Source organism: Gemmatimonas sp., from assembly GCF_031426495.1.
GTDB lineage: Bacteria > Gemmatimonadota > Gemmatimonadetes > Gemmatimonadales > Gemmatimonadaceae > Gemmatimonas.
Map to the genome: position 1 here is coordinate 84480 of NZ_JANPLK010000021.1, position 23947 is coordinate 108426.

A 23947-nucleotide genomic window follows, 5' to 3' on the forward strand; every position below is an offset into this window, starting at 1 on the left:
CGATGCCGTACGCGCCGCGGAATACGGCTGAAGCTATTCGCCCGATACAGGCGCCACATGGAGCGCATCGAGCGCTCCGCGTTCGCGCCAGAGCATCGCACGCGAGACATGACGTGAACCATGTGCGGGCGGATCGGTGACCGACACGCCGCTCTCATGTGCCGTCACGCCCTGCTGTGCTGCCTCGAGCCAGATAAAATCCTGCTGCGCCATCTCCAGCGTGTAGTACGGACAGACTCCGCTGCGTATCGCGTTGATGAAATCCTCGTGCATGCGAACGTAGCCAAGCGTGTCCCGAAAATGGGTGCACAGCGATGCGGCGCGCCCCGATGTCACGCTCAGCGCGCCGTTGGATTCGAAGGTCACGGCACCGAGGGTGCCTTGCACCGTCGAGAGGCGCGCACCGCCCAGCGGCGCCGCCAATTCCCAGGAGTGCGCGAGAGAACCAACAGCACCGTTGGCATAGCGAAAAACGGTGAGCGAACTGAGATCCGCTCCCGAATCGTCGCCAGCGCGCAGGCCACTCACGTGCGTCAGCTCCAGGCCGATGCGCGCGGCGAACGCGATCCAGTGCACCCCCGCTTCGAACAGAGCGCCACCCCCCGATAATTCCGGCTTCGCACGCCATCCAACCGCCGGCTGGCGACGCGTCGCGTTGAGCAGCACGAAGCGCACGTCGCCGAGATCTCCACGCTCCACATGGCGACGCAGCTTTTGCGTGAACGGCTTGTATACGTAATTCTCGGCCACGCACACCAAACGGCCCGTGGCGGCGGCCGCACGTCGGACCACGTCGAAATCACCCGAGGTGCTGAACGCCGGCTTCTCCACCACGACATGGCGTGATGCCGCGAGCGCCATCAACGTGAGTTCGAGGTGGGAGAACGTCGGAGTCGCGACCAGCACGATCGCGGTTTGGGGATCGGTGACCGCATCGCTGTAGCTTCCCCATGAGGCCACGCCGCGGTAGCGTTTGCAGTATTGCGCCGCGCGGGCGGGATCCCGACTCGCAAACGTGAGCTCGACGTCGGGCAGTCGCCGCAACGCGCGCGCATGAATACGCGCCGCGTACCCGCATCCGAGAATGGCGATGCGAAGTCGCTGAGACCGCATTGTCGTCATCATCGCGGGTTGGTGATTGCAAGGACGGTGCAGCTCGCCAGCGCGACACGAATGCCGACATAGGCCGGTACAAAATGACGACGACGGACGAGCATCTCCGGGTGCATGATTGCCTTGCCGGCGAATTTGCCTCGAGGCCGATCGGGGAAGCCGAATGTCTTGTAGTTCTCCGAGATTGCGCGTTCGTAGCCGATCGCCGCAAGCGCAGCCAGCAAGGCGCCGACACCCAGCGAATACAGCAGCAGCGCCATTATCATCGCCAGCGCCGGACTGCGAAAGAATTTGAGCGTCTCGAAGCCTTCAATGGGTGCGTCCTTCCAGGCGCCGCCGACGGCGATGACAAATCCGACCACCGCGCCAAGCAGCCCGGCCTGCCACCGTGCGCCGCCGCTGCCGATCCATCGCTGGACCACCACAATGGAAATCGCGATCAGCGCCACGTAGGCGATGCCGGATAGCCACCGGCGCGTTTTCGACTCGACCACGACGCCACGCACGGCGATCTGCATGGGAATGGTGTACTTCGACTGGTTCTCTGTGCGAAAGAACGATTTCCATGTTTCGACGACCAGGCGTTCCGTGCCGTATGCCAGTCCGAACAGGAGCAGAATTGCGTGCGGACTCGGCAGCGGCAGCCGCACCACGAACTGGATAAGCAGTGCAGCGCATGCACCGATCACGATGCTGCGGGCGAAGCGCGGCCAGTCGAAGCCTTCGTGGGCGGCATCTTTGTACATGCCCCAGATGGCAGCGTCCGTGCCGGCGAAAGCGCCGACCAACAACGCGGTGGCGAGTACGGTGACGGTATCGGTCATGTTGTGCTTAGAGCCGGATGAAGGATCAGATGACGGTTGCGAAACGGCGTGGTTGAGACCTGCGCGGCGGCGAGGTGCGTGCCGATGCGCAGCGCGTTCGCGGCGATGGTAAGACTGGGATTGAGTCCGGCCGATCGGGGCAGCGCGCTGCCATCGCTCACGAAGAGATTGTTTACGCCGCGAAAGCGACCGTCCACATCGAGCGGTGCGGATCGCTCATCGACGCCCATACGGACGGTACCCAGCGCGTGCGAGAAGGTGTTGACGTCGGCGGTACACGTACCGAGGGCACCGGCTTCGTACAGGATGGCCCGCGCGCGAGATGCCAGTACGCGATTGGCGGACCGATCACGCGCCGAGTACCGATGCGTGATACGAAGCCGCGGCATCCCGTAGCGATCGGATGCGTGGTCATCGAGGCGTACGCCGTTCGCCGATTGCGGCTGATCTTCCGCCATCACCAGGAGCGCCTGCGCGCGGGCGAGAAAGAGCGCGGCAGGCGCCCCCAGAAGGCGCGGGATGGAGGCACGGACAAGGCCCGGAGCCAGTGTCATCTGCTGGAGGCTGCCCAGCGGACCGCGCGGGGCATCGTCGTCGCTGCAACCATGGTAGAAATCATTGATAGCGACTTGCTTATCGTATTCCCGAGCCGGATTTGTCTGGCGGGCAAACAGACCAAAGGTCACGGAATTGCAATGGCGTGTCAGATAGCGTCCAATGATCATTCCCGCGGGTCCGACGCGATCAAGTTCCGAGGCGAGTAGCAGATGTGGTGTGGCGAGCGCCCCAGCTGCCACGATCACGTGGCGGGCATCCACTCTTTCGGTGACACCGGTTACGCGATCGACGCACTCCACGCTGGTAATTCGCGCGCCGCGGCGCAGCAACTTCGTGCACACGGTGTTGATACGCAGGGTCATGCCAGAGGCGATCAGCGCCGGAATCAATCGCGTCGCAATGTCGTTCTTCGCCTGAGCAGCGCAGGCGAACCCGTCACAGGTCCCACACCTTATGCAGCTCGCCATTTCGGACGCCGGCACGAAGTTGATCGCCAGCGGGATGCGACTCGCATGCAGCCCGAGCCGTCGTGCCGCGGACGCGATCCGCGTCGCGCTCGGCGCGAGTTCGCTCGGGGCATGACGGAACGCGTGTTGACGGAAAGGTTCGGTCGGATCAGCTCCGCTCTCACCGCACACGCCGAGCATGCGTTCGGCCATGTCGTACGACGGCTCGAGATCGGCGTAGCGGATCGGCCATTGAGCCAGGCTCTCGCCGACGATGTGCGGGTCGGACTCGAAATCCGTCTCACGGAAGCGATACGATGCGCCGCCGTAGAAAACCGACTGGCCGCCGACGCAATTGATGGAGCCGAGTTTCGTGCGCGGCCAGGCGTCTTCAACGCGGTACGCGGACTCGGTGCTGAAATGCGACGAGATGTAGCCGGCGGCGCGGTCCCCCCAGTTCTCGGGGCCGCGGGATACCCAGCCGCCGCGTTCGATCATCAGTACGCGCAGTCCCCGCTTGACGAGCGGGTAGGCGGCCATGGCGCCGCCGAATCCGCTTCCGATGACGACCACGTCCCAGCTCATGGCTGTACCCTCGCCACCATGGCACCCCGACGTCGTACGGTACCAAGCAGATTCGCCACGACGTGCGGAGCTTCTTCGTGGGGAAAGTGACCAATGCCAGGTAGCCGCACGATCGCGAGTCGGGCACCGAGCGGACGCAGGAGGTCGAGTTCGTCTGGGCCGGCGCCCGATTTGTGTGGCGCACCACCGAGGATGACTGTGACCGGCACCCGAAGTTGGTCGATGATCTGCTCCAACGTGTCGCGCTCCATCGTTTGATGGAGCCGCATAGCAAGCGCCACGACACGGCTGATGTCGTTCAGCATCGGATCGACGTACGCGCGCTGCACGGAATCGGTCAGCCATCCGTGTTGGCCCGCGTGTTCGCGCACGCCATTGGCGAGCCGACCACGCACGTACGCTCGTCCTCCGGGAAATCGGGTGACGAGCGGAATGAATCGAATCGAGCCACGGAGTGTCGTGCCGGCGCTGGCGCGCAATGCACCCGCGTCGAGAAACGTGAGTGACGCCACGCGCGTCGGCGTCAGCGCGGCGAGCCGTATAGCGACACCTGCGCCGTTTGCATGTCCAACGACGTGCGCGTCGTACACGTTGAGCGAGATCAGCGCGCGATCGACGCGACGGGCGAGCGCTGCATACGAGACGTCCTGCGAATCGAGCGAGAGTCGGTAGGGATCGATGATGACCACACGGGCGCTGTCGCGTTGCAGCACAGCCTCGAGCGCGCGAAACCCGGCAACGCCCCCGACGAGGCCGGTGATCAGCACCCAGGCGGGCTGCCCCCCGGCTTGGCGACCGGTGGTGTGATCACGTGGTGCTTGTGCCGCGAGCGGAGAGCGGTCGGCACTTACCACTGTCATCGCGAGCAGCCGTAACGACAGCATTGACAGCAGCATGAGCCTTGGGCGCGCGGAGCGTGTCATAGTCTGTCCGTGGTTCGTGGTGGGCGCCAATACGTCGGTCCACCATCAAACGCGGATTTTCTGGTCGAATCAGTCGGACCAATGCCGTATCGATGCCGTTGCGTACGGCCGCACCGCGCGGCCTGCTTGACAAGATGTCGATTGCGTTGCCCTATCTGTCCAGGCCGACTGAATGGCCGACTGACAGTTTTGCTGGCATCTCTCGCCATTTGCCGTCGCCTCTGCGCATGACATCCAATGACTCCGGGCGCGATGCGCCAGACGCACCGCCAGATGTGACTGGTCTCCTGCATGCGTGGGGGACCGGCGATCACGCGGCGGCGGAAGCATTTCTGCTCGCGGTATATCGCGAGCTGCACGCACAGGCCTCGCGAGCGATGCGTGCTGAGTCCGACGTCACGCTGCAGGCCACCGCACTCGTGCATGAGACGTACCTCCGGCTGATCGACCAGCATCGCGTGGTGTGGAAAGACCGCGCGCACTTTTTCGGCGTGTCAGCGCAATTGATGCGTCGCGTGCTTGTCGATCACGCACGCGCGCGTCACGCGGACAAGCGCGGCGGCGGCGTCGCTCATCTCACGCTGGACGACGAGCTTGCGACGGCCGTCGACGAGGCGCCCGAAGTGCTGGCACTGCATGAGGCGCTGGAACGGCTGGCCGTGATCGATCCGGACCAGGCCCGAATCGTCGAGCTGCGCTACTTCGGCGGTCTGACCATCGAAGAGACCGCAGAAGCGTTGAGCATAGGTCAGACCACGGTGAAGGCCGAGTGGGTGATCGCGCGCGCATGGCTGCGAAGGGAGTTGCACGCGTCATGAACGCCGAGCGGTGGCGTGAAGTAAAGCGCGTGCTTCTCGCGGCACTGGAAATCCCGCTCGCTGAGCGGCCGGCAGTGCTGGCGGCGCAGTGTGGAGGTGATACCGCGCTGCGACACGAAGTGGAGACGCTGCTGGCCGCGCACGATGATCTCGACGCGCACGAGGAGCCGGCTCGCCTGTTCGTCGCCGATCGATCGCTGCGCACGGTGCACGGGGCGCTGGCGACGGAGGTGCAACAGTTGCGGACCCGCGTCGAAACCGGGCTGGCCGACGATTTCGATATTCTCGGCGTGCTTGGCGAGGGCGGGATGGGCTCCGTGTTTCTTGCGCAGGAACGCTCGTTGGGGCGCACGGTAGCCATCAAAGTGCTGCGCCCCGATCGTGCCGCGCGCCCGGGCAGTCGCGAGCGATTTCACCGGGAAGCGCGGATCGCCGCTCAGCTTTCACATCTCGGCATCGTTCCGCTGTACTCATTCGGAGAAGTGGACGGACTCTGGTATTTCGTGATGGAGTACGTGCGCGGCCCGTCACTCGCTGAGCGACTGGAAAGCGAGGGGCGTCTTCCGCCGGGAGAGGTGCGACGCATCATGCTGGCGATGGCCGGTGCACTGGAGCACGCGCATTCACGTGGGGTCGTGCATCGGGATATCAAACCGGCGAACATCCTGATGGATGAGACGTCGGACGAACCGCGCTTGGCCGATTTCGGCATCTCCAAGTTCGACGGTGCGCCAGAGCAGATCACCCTCACGGGGGCGATTGTCGGCACGCCGCTGTTCATGTCGCCCGAGCAATCGATGGACGGTGGACAGGTCGACGCGCGTAGCGATCTCTATTCGCTCGGTGCGGTGGCGTATGCCATGCTGACGGGCCGCGCACCGATTACCGGGAACAGCGCGGTGGATGTGCTGTCGCGCCGCCAGCTCGAGGACCCGGTGCCGCTGCGAGAGTTGGCGCCCGGATTACCGACGGACTTTGCGTATATCGTGATGCGATGTCTCGAGCGCGATCCTGATCAGCGATGGCCCGACGCGGGCGCGCTGCAAAATGCGCTGCGGAACAGCGGCAACGTGCATCGCAGCGAACTGCCGATGGCGATCGCCGATCTCCCCGGGTACGCCGCCTATGCGCTGACTTGGCTGATCCTCTGGGGGACATTCGCGTTCAGCAGCGACCGCGGGCTGACCAGCCGTCTGCTGCTCATGCTGCTTGCCGTGCTGGTCCCTATCGGCACGGCCTTGCACTTCTGGCGCGTGCGTGAGCATGGCGTGCGCTTTCGGCAGCTGCTGCGGTTGGTTGGCCGCCCCCCGCGCTGGTGGGGCGCCTGGTGGCCGCGGCGGCTGCGTGGACCGGATGACCTCTGGCCGCTGCTACCGCCGGTGGCGCGGCTGGTTCGATGTGTGATCACGCTGGCGTTCGTAGCATTGGCATTCGTGGCCCTGATGGCCGACCGCACAGCAGCTCCGTTCGACGTGGCGCAAACGGTGGCGCTGGCCGTGCTTCTCGTCATTTTCCCCGCGACCGTGCTGCTCGCGCTGTTTTGGATCCGACAGCAGCGTATGAGCCTGGATCATACCATTCAGTTCTTTCTGGCGTCGACGGTGTCGTCGACGTTCTGGCGCGAGCCCGCCATCGCCAAGCTCCTCTCTTCATCCGCCGCGTCCGTGCGTCCACCCGACGCCGCGGTAACGGCGGATCATGCGCGCGCCGTCGAGGAGCTGGTGCGTCGATTCCCTTCGACACTCGAACCGGTCGGACGCACGGCGTTGCGTGCCGTGCAACACCGGTTGGCAGGTATCGCCAGGATCGAACGCGATATGGCGATTCTGGCACGCGACACGAGCCCGGTGGAGATCAATCGACTCAACGCACGGCTCGCGGGATTGTCGGCGAGCGAGAGTCTCAGCGCCGATCACCGGGCGCTGATCGACACCGTGCAGCAGGAGATTGACCTGGTTCGCAAGATTCAGGGTCAGCACACGCTTGCCGTTGCCAAACGCTCGGCGCAAGTCGCCGAACTGCGCGCGTTGTGGACCCAGCTGACGGCACTGGTCGACGCCGAACGTCAGGGCGACGCGATGGTCCGTATGGCGTCGGAGCGCGTGCAAGCGCTGTGCACGCACATGATGGAGCCGACGACCGATGCGCACGGCAGCCGTCAACCGTAAGCTGCACACTTGCACGATAGATGGAGAGCGCGGTAGCGGTGCAGCAGCAGATTGCCGATCGTGATACCGCCCACGACCAGCAGCGGTGGCGGGAACGACACGTCAGGACCGCAGTCGGTCGGCGGCGTTGGGTTCGCTGATGTGGGCGGCCACTCTCCTTGAACGCAGTCGGTTGGGTTGGAACTGATCACACAGAGGCTAAGCGACAAGGAGAACAAGAGTTGTTCTCCTTTTCTCCTTTGCTCTGCGTGATCAGTTTCAATCCCCCGGCAGCATCGCCCACAGTGCCGTGCGGCCCACGTTGCAGTGCACCGCGCGCGACAGCGGCGTGCACGCCCCCCAGCTCAGCCACAGCGCGTGGCGCGCCAGATGATGCGCGTGCCACGGCTTCACGGCGCCGGCATTGGCCACGAGGCGGGTAATCCGACCGCGGCGACCGGGCACAGGGTGAAACACGGTCTCGACTCCAGCGCGGCGAACCGGCTCGTCGTCCTGCCATTTGTCGAGCTGTTCGATGCCCGCTGTCATCGACGTGATATCGGTCGAGGCCGTGGCGGCCGCGTCGATGGCGTACACCGCGGCGCGCGACGGCGTGGGCAACAGCAGCACGCCAACGAACGCCCAGAGCGTCATCGCGGCGGCGAGCGTGATCACGCCGCCGGCCGTGGCGGGTGACACGTCAGTGAGCAGGAGGGCGACCGCAAAGCCGATCGTGTTCCAGCCAATGGCGCCGAAGACGCCGCGCAGATGCGCCCCGCTCGTGCTGATGATGTGGCGACGCCGAAGCATCGCGGTCAGCGCCGCGTCAGGCAGTTGCGCCCAGCGCGCCGGCACCACGAGCGTTCGGGCGGTGAGCCCGGACCAGCCGCCTACGAAGCTTTCATCGGGGCTCTCGACCACCTGCACCCGCGATACATCAAGACCGGCCTGCGTCGCTGCACGCGCGATGCGCTCGGGCGTGGGTACGACCGGGAGGTTCGCAATCACCCGCGACATGCGCCCCCGCCCCGCGGCCAGGAGCAATTGCACCACCACGAACACGGCCACGGCAGCGGCACTCCCGCCCGCTCGCGCCGCCAGCATCAGCGCGGCGGACGACAGCATCCACACCGCCCACTGCACCGCCACGCCGCGCAGCCAACGCGCCAGCCACGTCGACGCCCACTCACGACGTCGCACCAGCCACGCGCCGCCAATCAGGTCGAACATGAGGAAGGCCACCTGCGCGAACGCGAAGATCAGCCCCACGCGAAACAACGCCGCTGGCACCGGATGGGCGGTGGACAGCGAGAGCCCCTGCGATGGAATGCGGAAATACAACAACGCGGCCGCCAGCAGGACCGCGCTTCCGACGCCGGAGATACCGAGGTACAGTCGGGCGCGGGCGTACGTGACGCCGCGAGGCAGCGTGTTCACAGGCAAAGTCGAGATCGTCATTCAATGATAACGCTCCGACGGTACGTTCAGGTTGCAGCAACTTTCACGCATCCACTTCCCTCTTGTCCACGCCGCCGATGCCGCTGCCTCGTTTGACACGCATTGCCCTCGCCCTCGCGTTCCCACTGAGCACCGCTCACTCGCAGCCGCATACGGAGCCGCTCCCTGGACCACCGGTGTCGCTCGACCTCGCCCTCGGCGGCGGTGCCATGCAACACGATCCCTACGCCGACGCAAACGGCATTCAGGCCGAAGCGCTGCTGGCCGCGCGTTTCCTGACGCGGCCCGGCGGCTCGCTCGTTCTGGCGGCGAATGGGTTCGCGACCGTCGTCGGCTTCGGGAGCGACCTCGAGTGCTTGATCGACCCCAGCGTTTCAGGCTGCGTCGCCCGCGCCATGCTCGAGCCGATCGCGGCGCTGCTCGGCGGTGCAGAGTTACGACGGTATGGCGCCGCCTTGCGCGTACTGGCCGGCCCGATCCGATATAGGACGGGAGACGCGGGACCACGCACCGGCTCCCACGTACGCCTCGATCTCGCCGTGCCGGCGTCGAGCCGCATGGCGGTCGTCCTCGCCACGCGCATGTCGTACGTCGGACGCTTCCGCGGCGAAGCCCTCCAGATTTTCAGTATGAGTGTAGGTCTTCGCTTTCAGCGCTGAATCCGATACGCGACATGCCCCAATCGTGACGGCGACCGGTAGCCGAGTCCGTCGTTCCGCCGTAGCGTAACCGTATGGACCGCCGACTCTTTCTCACCGACCTCTCGCGCTACGCCGCGCTCGCCGCCGTCGTTCCCAACGTCTGGCGCGTGACCAGTCGACCACGCTTCGCCGACGATCCGTTCCAACTCGGCGTCGCGTCGGGCGATCCGACCGCTACCGGCGGCGTGCTCTGGACACGACTCGCACCGCGTCCGTTCGAACCCGACGGCGGGATGGACGGCACCCGCACCGCCGTGAATTGGGATGTCGCTGACGACGACCAGTTCAAATCGGTCGTGAAGAAGGGACGCGCCACGGCCGCCCCCGAGCTGTCGTTCAGCGTACACGTGGACGTGGATGGGCTGCAGCCGGATCGCTGGTACTTCTATCGCTTCACGTCCGGCGACGCCGTCAGCAAGACCGGCCGGTTCCGGACCACACCGGCCGATGGCGTGAAGTCACCGCTCGCGTTCGCCTTCGCGTCGTGTCAGCGGTGGGACCAAGGCTACTTCACCGCCCTCGGACATCTGGCGCAGGAAGAAATCGACCTCGCCGTGCACCTCGGCGACTACATCTACGAGTACGCCAGTCCATCCACCGCCGTGCGAAAGCACCAAGGACTCGAGATCCGCACGCTCGACGACTATCGGCGACGCTATGCGCAGTACAAGTCCGACGCCGACCTGCAGGCGGCGCATGCCCGCTGCCCGTGGCTCGTCACGTGGGATGACCACGAAGTCGACAACAACTACGCCGGGCTCGCCGGCGAGAATGTCATGGAGTCGGCGGAACAGATGCGCACACGCCGCGCGGCCGCCTATCAGGCGTGGTGGGAGCACCAGCCGGTGCGCGTGCCGCGCGCGCAGTCGTGGGCCGACCTCACGATCACGCGCACGATCAACTGGGGCGCGATGGCGCGCTTCTGGATGCTCGACACGCGGCAGCACCGCGACGTGCAGGTGTGCGCCGACGTACCCCTCAAGGAGTGCGCGCCATGGACCGATGCCAAACGCGGACTGCTGGGCGCAGCCCAAGAGAAGTGGCTGGTGGACGGACTCGGCGCCTCGAAATCGCACTGGCAAGTGCTCGCCAATCAGGTCATGATGGCGCCGTACGACTCGGCGCCGGGCGACGAAGTACGCACGTCGATGGATCAGTGGAGTGGATACCCGGTGGCGCGCGATCGACTCCTGACCGAAGTCGCCAAGCGCGCCCCGAATCGCACGGTGACCATTACCGGCGACATTCACACGAATTGGGTGAACGAACTGCACGCCGATTTCTCACGCCCCGACAAGCCCACGATCGGTGCAGAGTTCGTGTGCACCAGTATCTCGAGCGGCGGCGATGGCAATGACGTGCCGGCGCAGCGGATGGCCACGATGCAAGGCGACAATCCGCACCTCAAGTGGTTCGAGAATCGCCGTGGCTATGTGCGGTGTCGGGTGACGGAGGCGGATTGGACGGCGGAATACCGCAGCGTGCCGTTCGTGACGAAACCGGGAGCGCCGATCAAGACGGCGAGCGGGTGGAAGGTGGAGCACGCACGGCCGGGGATAACAAAAACCCAGTAATAAGTGTGTACTGGTCAGAGTTCTGGCGTCAGACTGCTTATAGTGGTCAGAGTCCAGCAAACGACAGTCCGCAGTCACTCAGCGTGTGATGGTGCGGCCCGCACCGGACGTGGTGCTCCACGATGAACCGTGCCACCCCGCCATCATATTCTCGGCACTGCGGACTGTCGTTGCTCAACTCTGACCACTATACCCAGTCTGATCCCTGAGCCTGACCGTCAGAACTCTGACTACTGGGTTTTACATCCGCAAATCCGTCGGCATCAGCGCGCTGAACTCTCGCGTCTGCATCCGTCCGCCGCCGCGCAATCCCTCGACGATGCCATCCGCGTGATCATCGTCGACGCCGAGTGAACGCAGGCTGTGGTACGCCATGCCGAAGGCCAGTTCGCGTTCGCCCATCAGCGCCTTGCTCACGCCGAGCTGTTCGAACATCGCCTGCTCCTGATCGCTGTGCGTGCGTACCACGATATCGATGGTGGGATTCTTCGCGCGCACCATGTCGATGATGTGTCGCGCGTGATATGGATCGGGGGCGGCGATCACCAGCAGCCGGGCCGTGCCCGGGTATGCGTGCTCCAGGATTCCCGGGCGGGTGGCATCGCCGTAAATCGAGGCGACACCAATGGTGCGCATGGCGTCCACCACGCGACGATCCTGTTCGATCGCGACGAATGGCACGCCTTGGCGCTGCAGCGCGTCGCCGATCGTGCGCCCGACGCGACCGTACCCGATCAGAATCGCGTGGCCCACGGTGATCGTCTCGAACAGATCCGTATGGGCCATGCGCGGCGCCTTCTGCCGCTCCATGCGATCGAGCAACCGCGGATGCCGAGCGATCCACGTGGACAACCGGTCCAGCGTCGCGAAGAGCATCGGATTGAGGACGATCGTACAGAGCGCCGCCGCCAGGATCAGACTGCGTCCCTCGTCCGACAGCACGCCCAGCGACACGCCCATGCCGGCGAGGATGAACGAGAACTCGCCGATCTGACCGAAGCTGGCGCCGATGCGGAGCGAGGCGCCAAGCGGATGGCGTAGCAGCACCATCAGCACCGTGGCGACCACGGTGTTGCCGAGCAACACGATCGCGACCGTCGACAGCACCTTCGCGGGCTGCGTGAGCATAACGCCCGGATCGAGCAACATGCCGACCGACACGAAGAAGAGCACGGCGAACGCGTCTTGCATGGGCAGCGCGTCGGCACCGGCACGATGACTGAGGTCCGATTCGCTGATAACCACGCCGGCCACGAACGCGCCGAGTGCAAACGACACGCCGAACAACGTGGCGGCACCGACAGCCACCCCGAGCGACACGGCCAACACGGCCAACGTGAACAGCTCGCGTGAGCCGCTGCGCGCCACGTGCGTGAGCAGCCACGGTACCGCGCGACGACCGACCACGCCCATCAGCACGATGAACGCCACCATCTTCACCAGCGTGAGCGCCACCGAGGTAAGCAGCTCGGTACGCCCCATCGGCGATGCGCCTGCGGTTCCAGCGCCCAATGTGCTCAGGATCGCGGGCAGCAATACGAGGGCGAGCACCACCAACAAGTCCTCGACCACCAGCCAACCCACGGCCACGCGACCGTCGATCGAGTCCATGAGCCCGCGATCTTCGAGGACGCGCAGTACCACGACGGTACTGGCCACCGATAAGGACAGCCCGAACACCAACGACGCCGCCGACGTCCACCCCCACGAACTGGCCAGCCAGTATCCCAACCCGATCGCGGTAAGCATCTGCAGCGTCGCCCCCGGCAGCGCGATGCGACGCACGCGCAGGAGGTCGCCGGGCGAGAAGTGCAGTCCCACGCCGAACATCAGCAGGATCACACCGATCTCGGCCAACTGGCTGGCCAGCCCCACGTCGCCCACGAACCCGGGCGAATGCGGTCCAAGCGCGATGCCCGCCAGCAGATAGCCGACGAGCGGCGGCATTTTCAGCTTCGACGCGATGAAGCCGAACAGGAACGCCGCGCCAAAGGCACCGGCAATCGTGAAGAGGAGGGCGGTTTCAGGGTGCATGACGAGGGAAAGCTAGCGCCACGAATGACATGTGCGAGATTCACCGCATGACCTCATCCCGTCGATTCCTCATGGCGCTGCTTGGCGGCGCCTCGTTGCTCTCTACGGCCTGCGCCTCTGGCGGCGCCCACACCGCCGTGCCCATCGGCGCGGCCGCCGCTGCGCTGCGCGTGTACGACAGCAAGGCCAATCGCTTCATTCCCTTTACGCAACTGGCCGACGCCGCGGCCAAGGCCGACTTCGTCTTCTTCGGCGAGCAGCACGACGATCCGGCCACGCACGCCAGTGAACTGGCGGTCCTGGCCGCGCTCGGTGAGCGCAGGCCGAGCGTCGTGGTCACGCTCGAGATGTTCGAACGCGATGTGCAGCCGCTGGTCGATCAGTATCTCGCCGGCACGATTTCGGAAGCGAATTTCCTGGCGGGTTCGCGCCCGTGGGATCGCTACACCACCGACTATCGCGCGCTGGTGGAGTTGGCGCGCGTGCGTGGCTGGCCGGTGGTCGCGGCGAATGTCCCGCGGCGCTTGGCCAGTGCGGTTGGCCGTCGCGGACTGGCGTTGCTCGATACGCTCAACGCGGCCGACCGTCGCTTCATCGCGAAAGAGAACATCTGCCCGAAGGACGCCTACTACACGAAGTTCGCGCAGACGATGACCGGCCACAGTGCCGGCGGCGGACCGCCGACGGCCGGTGATGCGGCGGCGATGGCGAAGCTGACCGACACGTTCTACGAAGCGCAGTGCGTGAAGGACGAAGCGATGGGCGAAGCGATCGTGAACGCGTGGCGCGCCGCGCCCAAGGGCGCGATCGTGTTTCAGGTCGACGGCGCGTTTCACAGCGATGCCGGCCTCGGCACCGCCGAACGGGCACGGCGTCGTGCGCCGGACGCCAAGACTGTCGTGCTGAGCGCGATCCCGATCGCCGATCTGTCGAAGGCGAACGGCAAGGCGCACGCGGACAAGGGTGACTACATCCTCTTCACGCGCGCGCCGAAGTAAACGACTAGGCCGCGCTGTAGCCGCGGTCGATCAAAAAGGTGCGCACCTTTTCCGGGTTCCGTTCCACTTCCAGGGAGCCCGGACGCAAACCGGTGCGAATGAGTACCCCGCTGCCATCACTGGCCGCGATCACGAACGCATCCGTCGTCACGCACACCACCTCGGCCGTATCGGTGAGCTGCCCCGGATGTCCCGAGAAGTGCATCACCGAGCCTTCCGTAAGTCCCTCGGCCCGCACGGCGCCCGTCGGCTCGCTCCAGGTCACACCAGAAAAGAGCACGATGTCGTTGCTCCCATTGGCGAACGCCTCGACCGGCACGCCGTACATCCCTTCGGCGTCTTCGATGTCGGCCTGCAGCCGGTACGCGTCGAACAAGGATTCGACCTCGACCGTCTCGCACTGAATGCGCACCGCGCGCTGATCCTGCAGCACCACGGTGACGGAATGTTCGGCCACCATCATGCCGCGCCACGCGCCGCGCAGCAGACGGAGCGCCTCAACGGTTTCAGGCGTGGCTTGGAAACGATACTCGCGCACAAGATCCTCAGGGTGTAGTCGACCCTGCAATCTCGCTATTGGGCGCGTCGCAGCACATAGGCGCGACGGAAGGCGAAATCGCCTCCGATCGGCCGGGCCTCCTGCACGAGCCGGATCTCGGACGGCGAGAGCTCGAGCGTTTCACGGATCATCGTGGGTTCGTCGCCATTGTGCTCCTCACCTTCGAGCACGAGCCGGAGCGCGTCGCCGTTCCGCCCCCCTTCACTGCTGCGCACAGCAAAGGCTTGCGGCGCCGTGGCTCCCGCATCGCCCCACACTGCGTCGGTCATGGTTCGATCGAAGTGCACATGGTCGACGTGCGGCAGGGATGTGCCGGAGAGGTCGGAGCTGTAGCGCAACTCGAGTCCGTCCTGATCGGGCGCGGGCACCACCTGCAGCGCCGCCGGTCGCGTCACACGCGTCCCCGTCCCCGTCCCCGTCCCCAGCCCGTCGGCGACCTCGAGCGTCCCCTTCCACGTGCCGACAAAGTTGACGTACAGCTGATCACGCGCCGGCGCTTTCGATGCGGGCGTCGGTCGCACACAGGCATGCAGCAGCACGACCGCCAAGGCGGTCGTCGTAGCTGCGAAGAGTGTACGAAGACGTGAATGCATGGAATGCGGAAGGCGGGGAGGGACCGGCAGCAGTTAGACACCATGAACACGCCAGAGGGTTCAAACCCTGCGCAAACGGGGTGAGACGCGTCCTGAAGGACACACCCCACCCCGCGCTTTTGCTGAGTATGGAGTCGGGAGTAAGGAGTAAGAAGTGCTCCGTACTCCTTACCCCTTACCCCTTACTTCCTACGGTCTTCCTCCTCGTCCGGACCGAACGGCGAACCACCGCCCATCGCGCCCTTGTTCTCGACGCGTAGCTTGCCCTTCACGATGGTCGTGCCGACCTGCAGCACGATGCCGTAGTCGCCCGTGTCAGCGGTGCCGCCACCGCCGAACCCACCGAATCCGCCGCCGCCACGACCACCCGGCGCCGGCGCCGGAAGGCCGATCAGCGAGAAGATCTTGATCACGGCTGCGCTCGGTGCCGCCGGTTGTGCGATCACCGGTGCCTGCACGGCGCCGGCACGCGGCGGGGCCGCTTCAGCCGGACGCGCGCAGAACGGTTCCCACTGCGTGAGCGGACGCTCGCAGCTGCCCGCGCCGCCACGTCCACCACCACCACCTCCGCCACGGCCGCCGAACGGCACGTTGCCGAGCCCCGGCGGATTGATCAGGGCACGAGCCTGCGCGATGGCGGCGCTGTCGAACTTGGCCTTGGTGAGAGAATCGAGCACCTGCGGTGCCCGCACGGCGCGCAGGATGCTGTCGCGCTTCTCGCTGGCCGAGAGGGCCGCGCGACCGGTCGGGCGCGGCGTGATCGCATACGCCCACGTGACCGTGTGCAAACCCGGAGCGCCCGGGCCGGTGAGCGTGGTGAGCGTGTCACCGCCGGCGTCCACGATGCTGATGCGGGCCGACGTCGAGCCAGGCGTCGTGATGCGATACGAAATCGCGGCCCCGTACGCCGGGTTCTGCGTCGCAAAGAAATTCTGTGCATTGCCGTTGCCGCTCGCGCCGCGCAGCGGTTCTTCGCCCCACTGGAAGCCCGTCTTCGGCGAGAACAGATGCACCGGCTTGGCGGCCACGGCTGCCGTCATTTCCTGCAACGGCGCCACGTCCACGATCCAGAAGCCACGACCATGCGTGGCCGCAATCAGTTCACGGTCACGCGGATGAATCTGCAGGTCGTACACCGGCACGCTGGGCAGATTCGCCATGAAGCGCGACCAGGTGGCACCACGATCGATCGACGCGTACACGCCGATGGAGGTGCCAACGTACAGGAGATCGCGGTTCATGGGATCTTCGCGCACCACGTGCAGGAAGTCACCCGGGCCACCGGTGGGCAGGTTGTTCACGATCGACGAGAACGACTTGCCGCCGTCCTTTGACATGAACAGATGCGGGCGGAAATCACCCCAGCGGTGATTGTCGAAGGCCACGTACACGACGTTGGTGTCGAACTTCGACGCTTCGATTCGCGTGACGTACACTTCGCCGCCGTTCGGCAGTCCCTGAATGCGCGACGACAGATTCTCCCACGTGGCGCCATCGTTCGACGACTTCCACACGTTGCCGTCGTCGGTGCCGGCGTACAGCAGGCCGGGCTTGGCCGGGCTCTCTTCGAGCGCCACGATCGTGCCGTACGTCTCGGCGCCGGTCGCGTCGAGCGTGATACCACCCGTGAGACGCAACGCGGTGTCGAGCTTCGCCGTGAGGTTCTTCGAGAGATCGGGCGAGATGATGCGCAGATCTTCGCCACGCTTGGTCGACTTCAGCACCTTGTTGCCGGCGAAGTAGACCACCGACGGATTGTGCGGCGAGAGAAAGAACGGCGCGTTCCAGTTGTAGCGGATCGACAGCTCGGTAGAGTCCTTCACCTGCTGCGCGCGGAGTGCTGCGATTGCCGTGTTCTGGGCCTTGGTGGCGGCCACGAGCGGGTTGCCACGAAGGACGGCGATCGAGTCTTCCCACTGCTTGTAGCGCGCCTGCCACGTGGGCTTGGCGAAGGCCATGCGCTCACCGCTCTTCAGGTTCACGCGCGACACGTTGCCGCCCTGCGACTCGCCGTACACGACGTTCGGATCGGTCGGGTCCATCGCGGCGTAAAAGCCGTCACCGCCGGCGATCGTGAACCAGTAGCCGAGGCTCGTGGTCGGCGTGCGACGCTTGCTCGGGCCACACCAGGTGCCGTTATCCTGCGCCCCGCCGCAGATGTTGTATGGCACCGCCGTGTCGTACGCCACTTCGTAGAACTGCGCGACCGGAATGTTCTGGCCCTGCACGAAGTTGCCGCCCTTGTCGAACGTGATGGCGATGCCGCCGTCATTGGCCACCACCCAGCGCTCGGGATCACTCGGATCGATCCAGATGCCGTGCGTATCGATGTGCACGCCGTTGGCGGTGGCGCGATTGGTCTTGCCGCCGTCTTCCGACATCTGCAGGTCGGTGCTCGAGAAGTACACGCGGTCCGGGTTCTTCGGATCGCTGCGCACCTGCGAATAGTAGAACGGACGCACGTTGTAGTTGTTCATCTGCGCCCACGTGGCGCCGCCGTCGGTGCTCTTCCAGAGCCCGTTGTTCTTCGGGCTCCGCTCGCCGACGATCGGGCCGGTCGCGTTGGCGGCGGCTTCGATCATCATGTACATGACGTTCGGATTCATCGCGTTGATGTCGAGCGTCATGCGTCCCTTCTGACCGGCCGGGAATCCGCCGCCCTTCACTTCCGCCCACGTGGTGCCCCCGTCGGTGCTCTTCCAGAGCGCCGAGCCCGGGCCGCCGCTGAACAGCGAGTACGGCGTGCGACGCCGCTCCCAGCTGGTGGCGAACACGACGTTCGGATCCTTCGGGTTGAGGGCCACGTCGATCATGCCCGCCTTGTCGCTGACGAACTTCACCAGCTGCCAGGTGGTGCCGCCGTCGGTGGTCTTGTACAGGCCACGCTCCGGGTTGGAACGCCACGCGGCACCGAGCGCGGCCACGTACACCACGTTTGGGTTGCTCGGGTGCACCGCGATGCGACCGATGTGCTCGGTCTTCTCGAGTCCCTTGGCGGTCCAGGTGATGCCACCGTCGGTCGACTTGAAGATGCCGCCGCCTGGCTCGATGGAGTTCCGCGAGTTCGGCTCACCGGTGCCGGCCCACACCTGCTGCGTGTCCGACGGGGCGATGGCGAGCATCCCCATCGAAATCACACGCTTGTCGTCGAACACCGGCCGCCACGTGGTGCCGTTGTTGGTGGTCTTCCAGATGCCACCACCCGCGGCAGCGGCGAACAGGGTCTTGGATGGGCCAGGAATGCCGACCACGTCGGACATGCGGCCCATGAAGTTGGCGGGGCCGACCGTACGCCAGCGCATGCCGGCCGCGGCCGCCGAGTCAAGCGCCTGTGCACCCAGCGACTGGGCACCCAGCAGCACGCCGCCAGCCAGCCATGCGAGGGATGAAATTCGGGACATAGGGGAACGGTGGAAGGAGACTTGCAGGTTCACCATGGAAAACGTACGACCCCTCCCACACGTTTAGCCAATGACTCAAACTCTCGGTTTTGCCGCGTTCAGCGCGGCTGCTCCCCTCGGTCCGTGGAGCTTCGAGCGCCGTGCACCCGGCCCGAACGATGTGCAGATCCAGATTCTCTTCTGCGGCATCTGCCATTCCGACCTGCACACCGTGCGGGGTGAATGGGGCCCGATCGCCTATCCGCAGGTGCCGGGGCACGAAATTGTGGGCCGGGTCGTGTCGACCGGCGCTGACGTCACGCGGTTCAAGGCGGGCGACATGGTGGGCGTGGGCTGCATCGTCGATAGCTGCCGCACCTGCCCCTCCTGCGAAGAAGGGCTCGAGCAGTACTGCGAAGGTGGCATGACCGGCACGTATGGCGGCGTCGAAAAGCAGACGGGCCTGCCCACGCAGGGCGGCTACGCGAACGCGATCGTGGTCGACGACCGCTATGTGCTGCATATCCCTGAGGGCATGGACCCGGCCGGTGCCGCGCCGCTGCTCTGTGCCGGCATCACTACCTTCTCGCCGCTCCGCCACTGGAAGGTCGGTCCCGGCAGCCGCGTTGGTGTGGTCGGCCTCGGCGGACTGGGACACATGGCAGTGAAGCTGGCCGCCGCGATGGGCGCGCATGTTGTGGTGCTCACGACCTCGCCGTCCAAGGTCGACGACGCCAAACGCCTCGGCGCCCACGAGGTCGTGATTTCGTCGGACGCGGCGGCCATGAAGTCCGCGCGAAACTCGCTCGACCTCATCATCGACACGGTCAGCGCGTCGCACGATCTGGAGGCCGAGTTCGCTCTACTCAAGCGGGACGGCGCCGTCTGCCTGCTGGGCGGCACGCCCGAGGCGCATCGCTACCCCGGCGCCTTCTCGTTCATCATGAAGCGGAAGAAGCTGGCCGGTTCGCTCATCGGTGGCATCCCGGAAACGCAGGAAATGCTCGACTTCTGCGCGGCCCACAACATCGTCGCCGACATCGAAGTCGTCGCTGCATCGGCCATCAATGAGGCCTACGAGCGCATGCTCAAAGCCGACGTGAAGTACCGCTTCGTGATCGATATCAGCACGCTCGAAGCCTGATCGAAGGCGGATGGGCGTACCCAGGCGCCCATCGACGGTGACGGACAGCGGCGAGGACCGTTAGCATTGGGACATGTCGCCCGCACTGCTTTCGGAAGGGCTTGACCCGGACTCGATCCTCGTCGTCGAAGATGACGCGGATCTCCGGGATGTGCTCGTGCACACCCTCGGCACGATCTGCCGTTCGGTCCGTACCGCGTCCACGTTCTCCGACGCCGTGCGTGAATGCACCGTCAGGGCGCCGGATTTGGTGCTGCTCGATCTCGGGCTGCCCGATGGCGACGGCGCCGACCTGCTGCTACGACTGCGTGGCATCACTGACGTGCCGATCATCGTGCTGTCCGGGCGGGCGGAAGAGGAGGAAAAAGTGGCGCTGCTCGATGCCGGCGCCGACGATTTCATCATCAAGCCCTGTGGTGCCGGCGAGTTGCTGGCCCGTGTGCGCGGGCAGATGCGACGCTCGGCCACGTCAACGGCGGCTCGTTCGTGGGCGCGCATCACCACCGACGGCGTCGAAATCGACCTCGTCGCGCAACGCGTGGTCCGGCACGGTGAGCCGCAGCGACTCACACCCACCGAATGGGCGCTGCTGCGCGCCCTCGTGTTGCATGCCGGGCGTGCGCTGTCCCCGCGCGAGTTGTGGGATCTCGTGTGGGCCCGTGAGTTCGGTGACTTCGCCACACACGTGCGCGTACACATGACACACCTGCGACGGAAAGTCGAACCCGATCCGTCGGTACCGCGCCTGATCATCACCGAGCCGGGCGTGGGCTATCGATTCGTTGGCCCCGGCTAGGCGGGCCGGCATGCGGTCGACGGCCCATACATGGGTGATCTGGCTGGGCCTCTACGCCATGGCCACCCTGTTCTTCATCCGCCTCGACGAGCTTCCGGAGCTCCGCACGTCGCACGGCATCTTGGTGTATCTGCTGCTCATCATCGGCGCCAGCCGACAGGGCGGCCGTTGGCTCTCCCTCGTGATGGTCGCGCTCGGCTACATCGCCGTCGATGCGCTCTTCGTGCCGCCACGGTTCGGATTCGGCACCGAGCGGCGGTTCGACCCGCTCATTTTGATCGGGTTTCTGATCACCGGCGTCGTGATCTCGCAGCTGTTCGCGGGGCTGCAACGCGCGGCGCGGCTGGCGAACGAACGATCAGCGGAGGTGGCTCGCCTCAGTGATGCCCGCGTGCAGCTCGAGCGCGAAGTATCGGCGGCGCGGGTCCTGCGTGACGCCGATCGTCTCAAGAACGCGCTTCTGCTGTCGCTCTCGCACGACCTCCGCTCGCCGGTGGCTACGCTCGCGCTGCTGTCGGATCCGGAGTCGGCCTTCACGCCCGACGCGGCGATGCCTCGGATAAGCGATCAGGCCGAACGCCTTGGCGAGTTCATTCAGACGCTACAGCGGTTCGCGAATTCCGGCGCCGGCTCCCCACTCGAGATGGCACGCCATGACGCCGAGGCGCTGGTGCAGACGGCGCTTCGTTCATCGGAAGCGCTGCTGGTCGCGCGCGACGTGCAGGTCACGTGGCCGATCGGTGCACCGCTCGGTGTATACTGCGACTTCACACTGGCGCTGCAAGTGCTGGGCAATCTGCTGCAGAACGCCGCGCGCTACTCCCCACCGGGAACGCCGATCGAGGTGGCGATCCTTCCCGCCGCGCATCTCACCGAGATCGTCGTGGCCGATCGCGGCCCAGGCGTGAACGACGCCGACGTGGAGCGGATCTTTTCCCCGCTCAACCGACACGCCTCACCGCTCGATCCGCACCAGGAGCGCATGGGCATGGGACTGTCGATTGCGCGCACGTTCGCCCGGGCCCAGCGCGGCGATGTGCGCTATCGCGCGCGCGATGGCGGGGGGTCGGAATTCGTGCTGGTAGTCGCGTCAGCCTCTGCGTCAGCCTCAGCGATCGAGGCCAACGCTATTTGACGCAGGTGGTGAACAGATTGCGCTGCACGTCTTTCGGCGTCTTGACGTTCTCGTAGAAATCATCGTAGTAGCCCAGCGTGCTCTTCACCTTGTTGGGCGAGATCAGCTGGCCGATCTCATCGCGGTACAGCGCATAGATCGCGTCCTTCTTGGCGATGAACAGCTCGACGGCTTTCGGATAGGCCGCCTGGTGGGAGCAGTAGCCACGGAACTGCCGGTCACGCACGCGCGTCACCTTCATTTGCGGATCGACGCCAGCGTAGGTCGCGTCGATCGCGCCGGCGAAGTCGAAGTCGTACGACACGGGGAGATTGCGGCCATCGGCCAGCGCGATCACTTCGCCGTTGTGCAAGCCCCCGAACGAAAAGTCGGTGTTGCCGATGAAGTACTGGAAGGTGAAGGCGAGCGCGGAAATGTCGGGATCGAGATCGTCGGCGGTTGCGCCCTTGCGATCGAGGATGGCGCCGTTCGCCCGACGCGCCACCTGGGCGGGATCTTCGATCAGGAACGAGTAACGCGTGACCTCCACCTTACCGCTCGCGCTGTCGGCATACGACAGGCGCACGAGTCGCACCTTGTGGCTCACGTCCGTCACGAGCCGATTGATGCGATACAGCTGCGCCTCCTGCACCACGTATTGCTCGTAGGTGTCGAGATTGCGGCAGTACGTGACCAGCTTCGGCTCGTCCAAATCCTCCAGCAGCGTGCCCTTGCCGACTTTGTCCGCGACCTTGATGCGAATGGGCGGATAGTCGCAATGTTTGAGGCGCCAGATGCCGCGCGTCTTCACGCGCACCGGCACCGAGACCGTCTTGCCGTCTTCGCCCGTGTACGCAATCGTGCCGGTACGCCACGGCGCATCGGCCGTCTTGTCCTTCTTGATCTGCTTGATGTTCGCGGTGAGCGTGAGCTCGATCGGCTTCTCGCTCGCGAACATCGGTGGCGCCGGCATCTTCTTAGGCTTGGGCGGCCCGGCGTCCGCGAGACTGTCGGCGGCCGTCTTGGGTGCTTTCGGCTTCTTGGGTTTCTTGCCGGTGTCCTGGGCCTGGGCGGCCGATGCGCCGAGCATCAGCAGCACAGCCGCAACCACACGCGAAGCGCGAATCATGAGTGTCTGGCTCCCTGACTTGATGGTCATACCACTTCCGCGCTGGCGACCTGCGTCGACCCCGCCGCACGCACGAGCGCGAGCAGCTCCTCGGGTCCGGTCTTCTTGCGCAGCTGAATCCGATACTCGAGCACCGACACGCCATCGGTCGACTCCATGCTGCCGAAGCGCCACGACTTCGTGAACTCCTGCAAACGGGGCTCGAGCACCCGTCGCAGCGCCGTCGCATTCTCGGTCTGCACGCGGAGAATGCGCTCTTCCACGACGGCCTGCATCTCGCCCGTATGATTGTTGGCCTGCGCGCGCTTCCAGGCCCGCTCGGCGATGCCTTCGAGCTGCTCACGTGTCATGTTCTTGAGCACCTCGTCGTCCACGCGCGCCACGAACGTGCCGGTGCGCGCGAGGTTCTTGGCGCGGCTGAGTCGGCGCTCCGCGATGCGTCCGTCCATCTCGACCGGTGCACTGCCGAAGTCGGTGTACCACAGAATCAGCGTGACCGCGTTGAAGCCGATCGACAGCACGGCCGCGACCGGCAGGTTCACCGCCGATGACAAACCGATTGCCGTAGCGAGAAACACGTACACGGCGTCCTTGCTGTCGTCGAGTGTGTTGCGAAAGCGCACGGCGGCCACGATACCGGCCAGACTGAAGGCCAGCGCCAGCGAGTACTTCACGAGCAACACGATGCCCGCGACCACCGTGGGCAGAATGACCAGCAGCTGTACCACCGACTGCTGATACCCGCGCTTGGCCCGCGTGAGCAGGTACACCCACGCCACCGGCAGTGACAGCAGCACCGCCGCGGCCATCGCCACCGCGACCGTGACCGCCAGCGTGACGTCGTCGAGCGGTGGCACAACGCGCGGCTCCGGCTCGGTGCCGGTGCCCAGCAGCGCTTCGAGTGACGCGGGAATAGCGGCCGAGCTGTGCGGCAGGAACCGCCAGAGCAGCGTCGCACCGCCGATGAGGACGATGTAGTACACGATGGCGCGTACGACCACGCGCGTACCGGCATCGGCCCGTTTCACAGTGGTCGTCACGCGCGTTCCATCC

19 protein-coding genes are annotated in these 23947 nt (G+C 65.5%); 8 read left to right on the top strand and 11 right to left on the bottom strand.

All coding sequences use genetic code 11. The features are described from left to right. Positions 1-33: 33 nt before the first annotated feature. From RMP10_RS06770 to RMP10_RS06785, 4 genes are read right to left on the bottom strand one after another with little or no spacing between them, the layout of a single operon-like run. Positions 34-1125, bottom strand: a complete 1092-nt coding sequence (locus RMP10_RS06770) for a Gfo/Idh/MocA family oxidoreductase (protein ID WP_310569609.1) — start codon at positions 1123-1125, stop codon at positions 34-36. After that, positions 1122-1937 carry a hypothetical protein gene (locus RMP10_RS06775; protein ID WP_310569610.1) on the bottom strand — a complete coding sequence of 272 codons (816 nt, stop codon included), beginning with the start codon at positions 1935-1937 and terminating at the stop codon, positions 1122-1124. The genes RMP10_RS06770 and RMP10_RS06775 overlap by 4 nt, the downstream gene beginning before the upstream one ends. Further along, a complete protein-coding gene (locus RMP10_RS06780; RefSeq protein WP_310569611.1) occupies positions 1934-3526 on the bottom strand; it encodes a GMC family oxidoreductase in 1593 nt (530 codons plus the stop codon). Before RMP10_RS06780 ends, RMP10_RS06775 begins: the two co-directional genes overlap by 4 nt. Then, positions 3523-4422 carry an alpha/beta hydrolase gene (locus tag RMP10_RS06785; RefSeq protein ID WP_310569612.1) on the bottom strand — a complete coding sequence of 300 codons (900 nt, stop codon included), beginning with the start codon at positions 4420-4422 and terminating at the stop codon, positions 3523-3525. Before RMP10_RS06785 ends, RMP10_RS06780 begins: the two co-directional genes overlap by 4 nt. Positions 4423-4676: 254 nt before the next feature. Here RMP10_RS06785 and RMP10_RS06790 point away from each other — a divergent pair, with 254 nt between their 5' ends. Continuing rightward, positions 4677-5267, top strand: coding sequence for a sigma-70 family RNA polymerase sigma factor (locus tag RMP10_RS06790; protein ID WP_310569613.1), 591 nt, complete (start codon positions 4677-4679; stop codon positions 5265-5267). Beyond that, the gene (locus RMP10_RS06795) at positions 5264-7435 is read left to right on the top strand and encodes a serine/threonine-protein kinase (RefSeq protein WP_310569614.1); all 2172 of its coding nucleotides are present in this window, start codon (positions 5264-5266) and stop codon (positions 7433-7435) included. The genes RMP10_RS06790 and RMP10_RS06795 overlap by 4 nt, the downstream gene beginning before the upstream one ends. A gap of 258 nt (positions 7436-7693) precedes the next feature. On the opposite strand, the gene RMP10_RS06800 is transcribed toward RMP10_RS06795, so the two are convergent. Continuing rightward, positions 7694-8851, bottom strand: coding sequence for a hypothetical protein (locus RMP10_RS06800; RefSeq protein WP_310569615.1), 1158 nt, complete (start codon positions 8849-8851; stop codon positions 7694-7696). Between the two features lie 83 nt (positions 8852-8934). Here RMP10_RS06800 and RMP10_RS06805 point away from each other — a divergent pair, with 83 nt between their 5' ends. Further along, positions 8935-9531: a hypothetical protein gene (locus RMP10_RS06805; protein WP_310569616.1), complete on the top strand. Its 597-nt coding sequence runs from the start codon at positions 8935-8937 to the stop codon at positions 9529-9531. A gap of 74 nt (positions 9532-9605) precedes the next feature. Continuing rightward, positions 9606-11147: an alkaline phosphatase D family protein gene (locus RMP10_RS06810; RefSeq protein ID WP_310569617.1), complete on the top strand. Its 1542-nt coding sequence runs from the start codon at positions 9606-9608 to the stop codon at positions 11145-11147. Positions 11148-11387: 240 nt separating this feature from the next. Here RMP10_RS06810 and RMP10_RS06815 read toward each other — a convergent pair whose 3' ends face one another. After that, positions 11388-13181, bottom strand: coding sequence for a cation:proton antiporter (locus RMP10_RS06815; protein ID WP_310569618.1), 1794 nt, complete (start codon positions 13179-13181; stop codon positions 11388-11390). A gap of 47 nt (positions 13182-13228) precedes the next feature. Here RMP10_RS06815 and RMP10_RS06820 point away from each other — a divergent pair, with 47 nt between their 5' ends. Beyond that, positions 13229-14179 (top strand): ChaN family lipoprotein, encoded by a 951-nt coding sequence (locus RMP10_RS06820; RefSeq protein WP_310569619.1) that lies wholly within the window; start codon positions 13229-13231, stop codon positions 14177-14179. Positions 14180-14183: 4 nt separating this feature from the next. Here the strand turns inward: RMP10_RS06820 and RMP10_RS06825 are convergent, their stop codons facing one another. The 3 genes from RMP10_RS06825 to RMP10_RS06835 form a co-directional block, all read right to left on the bottom strand. Beyond that, positions 14184-14717 (bottom strand): hypothetical protein, encoded by a 534-nt coding sequence (locus tag RMP10_RS06825; protein WP_310569620.1) that lies wholly within the window; start codon positions 14715-14717, stop codon positions 14184-14186. 35 nt (positions 14718-14752) lie between these two features. Continuing rightward, positions 14753-15331, bottom strand: coding sequence for a hypothetical protein (locus tag RMP10_RS06830; protein WP_310569621.1), 579 nt, complete (start codon positions 15329-15331; stop codon positions 14753-14755). Positions 15332-15513: 182 nt separating this feature from the next. Next, complete coding sequence (locus RMP10_RS06835) at positions 15514-18732, bottom strand: hypothetical protein (RefSeq protein ID WP_310569622.1); 3219 nt, start codon at positions 18730-18732, stop codon at positions 15514-15516. Positions 18733-18802: 70 nt separating this feature from the next. On the opposite strand from RMP10_RS06835, the gene RMP10_RS06840 reads away from it, so the two are divergent. The 3 genes from RMP10_RS06840 (at position 18803) to RMP10_RS06850 (ending at position 21786) form a co-directional block, all read left to right on the top strand. After that, entirely contained in the window at positions 18803-19855 is a 1053-nt protein-coding gene (locus RMP10_RS06840; protein WP_310569623.1) for an NAD(P)-dependent alcohol dehydrogenase, read from the top strand. 73 nt (positions 19856-19928) lie between these two features. After that, on the top strand, positions 19929-20651 hold the full coding sequence (locus tag RMP10_RS06845) for a response regulator transcription factor (RefSeq protein WP_310569624.1): 723 nt from the start codon (positions 19929-19931) through the stop codon (positions 20649-20651). Between the two features lie 10 nt (positions 20652-20661). Next, positions 20662-21786: a DUF4118 domain-containing protein gene (locus RMP10_RS06850; RefSeq protein ID WP_310569625.1), complete on the top strand. Its 1125-nt coding sequence runs from the start codon at positions 20662-20664 to the stop codon at positions 21784-21786. Here RMP10_RS06850 and RMP10_RS06855 read toward each other — a convergent pair. Both RMP10_RS06855 and RMP10_RS06860 read right to left on the bottom strand, forming a co-directional pair. Then, positions 21779-22894, bottom strand: coding sequence for a hypothetical protein (locus RMP10_RS06855; RefSeq protein WP_310569626.1), 1116 nt, complete (start codon positions 22892-22894; stop codon positions 21779-21781). The two genes, RMP10_RS06850 and RMP10_RS06855, sit on opposite strands and share 8 nt — an antisense overlap. A 26-nt stretch (positions 22895-22920) precedes the next feature. Further along, positions 22921-23934, bottom strand: coding sequence for a DUF4956 domain-containing protein (locus tag RMP10_RS06860; protein WP_310569627.1), 1014 nt, complete (start codon positions 23932-23934; stop codon positions 22921-22923). Positions 23935-23947 lie beyond the last annotated feature (13 nt).